Source organism: Paenibacillus wuxiensis (assembly GCF_040195695.1).
GTDB lineage: Bacteria > Bacillota > Bacilli > Paenibacillales > Paenibacillaceae > Paenibacillus_B > Paenibacillus_B suaedae.
In genome coordinates this window covers 1-6,956 of the sequence record NZ_JBEFZI010000024.1, presented here as the reverse complement: position 1 = coordinate 6,956, position 6,956 = coordinate 1, and the positions used below count along the sequence as shown (strand labels likewise).

The following is a 6,956-nucleotide window of genomic DNA, read 5'->3' as shown; positions in this document are numbered from 1 at the left end:
GGCGTCGTCTGCATCAGCTGTACCGGATGCTCCGCCAGCAAATCGCCCAGCAGCGCAGGGTCCTGAAGCTCCGCTTCGCTCGCGAGAACGATCTGCATCCCGCAGCTGAGCGGTACCCAGCTCTCGGTAACGAAGATGTCGAAGGACACCGTGGTGACCGAGAGGATCGACGCAGACGGCGCAAACGGCAGCGAGCGCACCATTCCCGCGATAAAGTTCACGACGTTCCGGTGCTCTACCACCACGCCTTTTGGCTTGCCGGTGGTGCCCGACGTGTAGATCACATACGCGCTGTTCATCGGCGTTGTCGGTACATCCGTTGATCCCTTGGATGCCGGTGAATAAGTTTCGAGTTCTTCCACGGAGGCGAACCTCACCATGGCAGAGCAGTCCTTCTGCCCTTCGGAATCCGTGGCGGCCAATCGTTCCTTCTTCCCTTCGACAACCGCTGCGGCTATTTCCGTAACGGCGGAGCGTTCCTCATCCAAGCACAGAACATACCACAGCGGCGTTTCTTCCCAGGAGGCCACCGTTTCTATCTGGCTCCTTTCGCTCAGCAGGATACGGATATCGGCATCCTGGATCATTCCCTCGATGCGCGCTGCTGGCAGCGCCGGATCCAGCGGCACATAGGCTGCGCCGGCTTTCAGCACACCCAGCAGACCAGCGATCAGTTGCGGCGAACGGCTGAGCAGCACCCCGACGCGGTCTTCGCTTCTCACCCCGTGCGCACGCAACCAGCCGGCGATGCGGTTGGCTCGCGCCTCCAGCTCGCCGTACGTCCATACGGCTTCTCCGCTTACGAGCGCCGGTTGCTCCGGCGTCCGTGCAGCCTGCTGTTCGAACAGCGCATGCACCGTTGCTTCCGCAGGCAGCTCCACCGCCGTATCGTTGAATGTCACCAGCAGCTCTTCCCGCTCTTCGGCCGTCAGCAGTTCCAGCTTCTCTACCACCACGTTAGGGGTGGACACGATCTGCTCCACCATCCGCATCCAGTGACCTTGCAAGCGCTCCATCGTGCCTTGCTCGTACACCTGTCCGTTGTAGTCGAAATGAATGTGCAGCTCTTCTCCCGGCTGAATCATGACGTTCAGATCGTAATTCGTTTGTTCCTCCGCCTGAACCCCCGTAATTTCCAGTCCGCTTGCATCCGCTGATGCTTCCGCCTGCGCGGTTTGCATCGGGTAATTCTCGAACACAAGAATATGGTCGAACAGTTCTCTCGTTCCGGCGCACTGCGCCTGGATCTCGTGCAGCGGATAGTAGGCGTACCCTTGCGAGGCCAGCGCCTGCGCCTGCATGCGGCTCAGCAGTTCCGCAACCGTCTCCTGTCCCTCGCACGTTACCCGGACAGGCAGCGTATTGATGAACAGTCCGATCATCCCTTCCACGCCGGGCAGGTCTGCCGGTCTGCCCGACACGACGCCGCCAAATACCGCATCCCTGCTGCCGCTGTAGGCGTGCAGCACCAGTCCCCATGCCGTTTGCAGCAGCGTGCTTACCGTCACGCCGTACGCAGTGGCTGCTAGTGCGATGGCTTTGCTCTGCTCCCGAGGGACACTCCAGCTCACGCGTTTCGCTTCATAACCTTGCGCCTGACGCTGCCGCTTCGGCAGCACCGCCAGCGCTTCGCTACCATCCAACTGCTCCTTCCAGTAGGTTCGTGCCGAATTCGTGTCCTGTTCGGACAGCCAGCGGATATAGTCGCGGTACGCGCGGACGCTGCGTAACGGCGGCTCTTCTCCGGCGCGCAAAGCGTTGTAGATCCCCAATACTTCTTCCATCACCAGCGGCAAGCACCAGCCATCCATCAACAGATGATGGAAGCTCCATATCACCTCGTGGGTTTGCTCTCCTGTGCGGAGCACCGCCACACGCATTAGACTCTCTGACGCTACCGCAAAGCCTTTCTTCCGGTCGTCCAACTTGCACTGCGCTATGCAAGCTGCCTGCTCATCGGCGTCGTTCATCAACAGATCGCAATAAGCAATTTTGAATGGCCGTTTCCGGTATACGACTTGCAGCGGCTCGCTTCGCCACTGACTGTCGATGCTCGTTCGCAGCACCTCATGCCGCTGCACGACGGTTTGCCAGCTTTGTTCAAACGCTGCCGGCTGCAGCTCGCCTTGCAGGGTCAGATGGATCTGGTTCACGTAAGCGCCTGCCTGCGGGTTCAGGCGGCTGTGGAACAGCATCCCTTGCTGCATCGCCGTCAGCGCGTACACCTCTTCGATCTCACCTAACGCTTCGCTCCGCTGCATGAGCGCATCCAGCTCTTCTTGCGTAAAGCCAGGCTGCAGCAAATCGCTTGGCGTCAGTTCCGTTCTCTCCTGCGCGACACAATGGGCCAGCAGCTCTTGCAAGCTGATCTGCAACTCGTGCGCGAACCGCTCCATCGTCGCTTGGCGGTACTGCTCCGCGCTGTAGCTGATGTGCAGACGAAGCACTCCTTCCGCGATCATGCCGTTGCATTCCAGTGCCGCCGCACGCTGTCTTCGGCCACTTATCGCCTCGCCCGTAGAAAGCGGCGAGATTCGCAGCGCACTGTGCTCCAAATCCTGATCGAACTGCCCCAAATAGTTGAACGAAATGTCAGGATCGCACGCCCACGCCTCTTCCGACGCGGACATGTAGCGCAGAAGACCGTAGCCGATCCCTTTTTGTGGAATCGCCCGCAGCGTTTCCTTCACGCGCTTGATCCGCTGCGTCAGGCTCATCTCCGGCTCGATCTCCAGCACCACCGGATACGCGCTCGTAAACCAGCCGACCGTCCGGCTTACATCCACATCCGCCGCGATCGGTTCTCGGCCATGCCCTTCCAGCAAGACTGCCACGCGTTCGAGTCCGCTCCACGCTTGAACCGCCATCGCTAGTGCGGTCAGCAGCAGATCGTTGACCTCCGTCCCGTAGGCCCGGTGTGCTTCTTTCAACAATTGCTGCGTCTGTGCCTGTGACCACTCCACCATCAGCGTCCGGCTGGCGGCCAGCGTGGACGCCCCTTGCTCATCATCTTTAGGCAGAGGCACTGCGCCCTTCTCTGCAATCGATTTCCAGTAAGCACGCTGCGTCTCTATCGCCGGACTTGCCGCATAGGCGCCAAGCTGACGCGACCATGTTTGAAACGAGTCCGTTTTCAGCGGCAGCCGAATATCCTGTCCTTGTGCTGCTTGTTCGTATGCTGACGCGATATCTTCAAAAAGGATCCGCCAAGACACTCCGTCGACGACCCAATGGTGAATCGCGATCAGCAAATGATCCCCGTCCGAGCACTGGAACAAGCCCAGTTTCAGGAGCGGACCGGTGGCCAGCGAGAAGCTGGCCTGCATCTTGCCGGCCTCCGTCTTAACTCGTCGGCTCCATGTTTCTTCGCCACGGAAGTCAAATACGTCCAGACTGTAGCTTTCGCCGTCTTCCACGCTGCGGTTCCAAGCAGCGTAGCCGTCTTCCGTCTGCGTGACGATCATCCGCAGCGCGTCGTGATGCCTAGCGATGCGCTGCATCGTCAGGCGCAGCGCATCGACGTCGAACCGGTCTTCCCGGTGCAGCATGACCGCGTGGTTGAAATGATGCAGATCCACGGGGTCATGCTGCACGAACCAGCGCTGGATCGGCGTGAGCGGCACGGGGCCGTGCACCTCTCCTTGTTCCGCACGGCGAGTGACCGCCGTCATCTGGGAGCTAAGCTCGGAGACGACCGGATAGCGGAACAGATCTTTCATCTCGACCTTATACCCGGCTTGCAGCAGCCGCGAAGCGACTTGAATCGCTTTGATCGAATCGCCGCCAAGCTCGAAGAAATGATCTTGGATGCCAATCTTCTCTACGCCCAGCACCGACTGCCAAACGGACACGAGCGCTTTTTCCTCGCCCGTGCGCGGGGCGACGTATTCCGTCCCCGCACTCATGCCTGCTTCCGGCGCAGGCAGCGCTTTGCGATCCACTTTGCCGGTGGAGGTCAGCGGCATCTGGTCGAGCTGCGTAAAGTACACCGGAATCATGTATTCCGGCAGTTCGCGGGCCAGCGCCTTCCTCAGCTCTCCGACCGTCAGCACGCGCTCCGCCACAATGTACGCGCACAACTGCTTTTGCCCGGCACCATCCTCGCGTGCGACCACGACCGCCTCTTCCACCTCCGCTGCCTTCAGGAGCTGGGCTTCGATTTCTCCAAGCTCGATCCGATAACCGCGGATTTTCACCTGATCGTCGATCCGGCCCAAATAATCCACAGTGCCGTCAGGCAGCCAGCTGGCCAAATCGCCTGTTCGGTACATCCGGCGGCCCGGCTCAAACGGATTTTCGACGAACTTTTCCGCCGTCAGCTCCGGACGGTTCAAGTAGCCTCTGGCCACCCCGGCTCCCGAGATGTACAGCTCCCCGGCGACGCCGATCGGCTGCAATCCGCCGCGCGCGTCCAAAATATAGACCGCCGTATTATGAATCGGCTTGCCTACAGTCGCTTTTGCGTTTGAATAACATGGTCCTGTGAGGACCTCGATCGTCGTTTCCGTAGGTCCGTAGTGATTGTACAGGCTGTAGCCGAGCTGCAAAACTTCCTTTTTCAGTCGATCGTCCAGCTTTTCTCCTCCGGCGATGACATGTTGTAAGCCCGGTAGTTTGGTTTGACCCACGAGCAGTTCCCGAATGTAGGACGGAGTGAAATTAATCGTATTGATCTTGTTCTCGTGGATGTAGTCCAGCAGCTTAGGCGGATTCAGCAACGTCTCTTTATGGATCAAGTGCAATGTTTTTCCGGCCAACAGGCTGCCAAATAATTGTTCAACGCTGGGATCGAATGTAAACGATGTCGTTAACATCACGTTATCGCTCAGCTCATAGCGGGAAATAAACCAGGAAATGACGTTAACGGCATTCCGGTGCTCTACCATAACTCCTTTGGGCTTGCCTGTCGAGCCGGACGTATAGATGACATAGGCCAAATCGCTTGAACTGGAGGCATTCCCTAGGTTCGTGCCGTCTTCAAGGTAAGCGGCGGGATCGTCCAGCCTGATCAGCTCTTTTGCAAACAGGCTGGCGTACTCCTGGAAGCGGGTCTGCAGAAGCAGCGGCGATGCGCCGGAATCCTCCAGCAGATAGCGGATGCGCTCGGCTGGATACGCCGGATCGATCGGCACATAAGCGCCTCCAGCCTTCAAAACAGCTAAAATGCCAACGACCATCTCCAGCGATGGCTCCGCCATAATGCCGACCAATCGGTCGGCTTCCACACCCGCGGCCAAAAGCGTCCGCGCCAGCCGGTTGGCCCGCTCATTCAGCTCGGAGTACGTCAATTGATGATCTTCAAATACCACAGCCACTTTGTCAGTTGTTTTCGCCGCTTGTTTTTCGAACAGCTTATGCAACGTTGCTTCCGCCGGCAGCCCCACTGCCGTATCGTTGAACGCCACCAGCAGCTCTTCCCGCTCGTCAGCCGTCAGCACCTCGATGCTTCCCAGCATCGTCTGCGGATGACGGATCGCTTGACGCAGCAGCTCGGTGAAGTGGCGAGCCCAGCGCTCGATCGTCGTCCGTTCGAACAATTTCGACGCATATTCCAGGGAGCATCGCATCCCCTGCTCATGCTCGCTGACCGATAGCGTCAAGTCGAATTTCGCTGTTCCGCTCTCCAGCGGATACGGCGTCCATTGCAGGCCCGCCAGCTCCAAATCAGCCTGCTCCGTGTTTTGCAGCACCAGCATAGCATCGAACAGCGGATTGCGGCTCATATCCCGCTGCTTTACAACCTGCTCCACCAGTTCCTCGAACGGGTAGTCTCCATGCTCCAATGCTCCGAGTGCGGTCTGCTTCACTTCCTCCAAGTAGGCCGTGAACGGCTTTTCTCCGGACGGGTTCATCCGCAGCGCCAGCGTGTTCACAAACATGCCCATCATCCCTTGCAGATCCGCATGGGAACGTCCGGCGATCGACGTACCGACGATCACTTCTTCTTGACCGCTTAACCGCCCGAGCAGGGCGCTGTACGCGGCCAGCAGCACCATGTACACGGTCACGCCGTTTTCCCGGGCCAGCTCTCTGACCGCTTCGGCCAGCACGTTGTCCAGCTCGAAGTCTACCCGATCCCCCTCGAAGCTGCGCAACGCCGGTCGCGGAGCATCCGTCGGCAGGCTCAGCACCGGCAACTCGCCTGCAAACTGGCTTAGCCAGTAGCTTTCCATCTTCCGGTAGGCCGCACTTTGCCGGTACCCTTGCTGCCAGAGCGCATAATCTTTGTACTGCAAACGCAGCGGTTCCAGTTCTTCTCCGGCATACAGCTTCGTCAATTCCTGCACCAAAATGTTCATCGAGGTGCCGTCAGACACGATATGGTGCATATCGAACAGCAGCACGTGATCCGCTTCGTTCAGCCGCACCACCGTCGTCCGCAGCAGCGGCGCAACGCCAAGGTCAAACGGACGGAGGAAGCTGCGAATGTACGCCTGCGCATCGGCTCCTCTCGCCTCCTCGTACACGACGGTGAAGTCGGGAGCCTCTACGATGCGCTGCATCGGCTCCCCGTCTACCGCCGCAAACGCCGTGCGCAGCGATTCATGACGGGCGATTAGCGCCTGTAGGGCATCTTCCAGCCGCTGGCGATCCAGCGTTCCCGTCAGGCGCAGTGCAGCGGGCATGTTGTAGCTCAGTTGAGCGCCTTCTAGCTGCTGCAGCACATACAGCCGTTTTTGCGCGGACGACAGTGGATATGCGGCCTGCAGCAGAGCGGGCACAAGTGCTTCAAATGTGCGGCCTTCCGCCGCCTCCAGGGCAGCCGACAAGCTTTCAATCGTTGGCGAGAGGAACAATTGCCGCAGCGGCACCTCCGCCTCTAGCGTCTGATGAATGCGCGACACAAGCGTCATCGCCCGGAGCGAATGGCCCCCGATCTCAAAGAAGTTATCGCGGATGCCGACACGCTCCATCCCCAGTACCTCTTGCCAGAGCTGCGCCAGCTTCGCTTCCGT

Annotated in this window: 1 pseudogene; it reads right to left on the bottom strand. The window is 59.3% G+C overall.

Going from position 1 to position 6,956, the window contains the following annotated elements:
* A pseudogene (locus ABN764_RS29270) lies at positions 1–6,914 on the bottom strand (amino acid adenylation domain-containing protein); the annotation flags it as partial.
* Between the last annotated feature and the right edge of the window lie 42 nt (positions 6,915–6,956).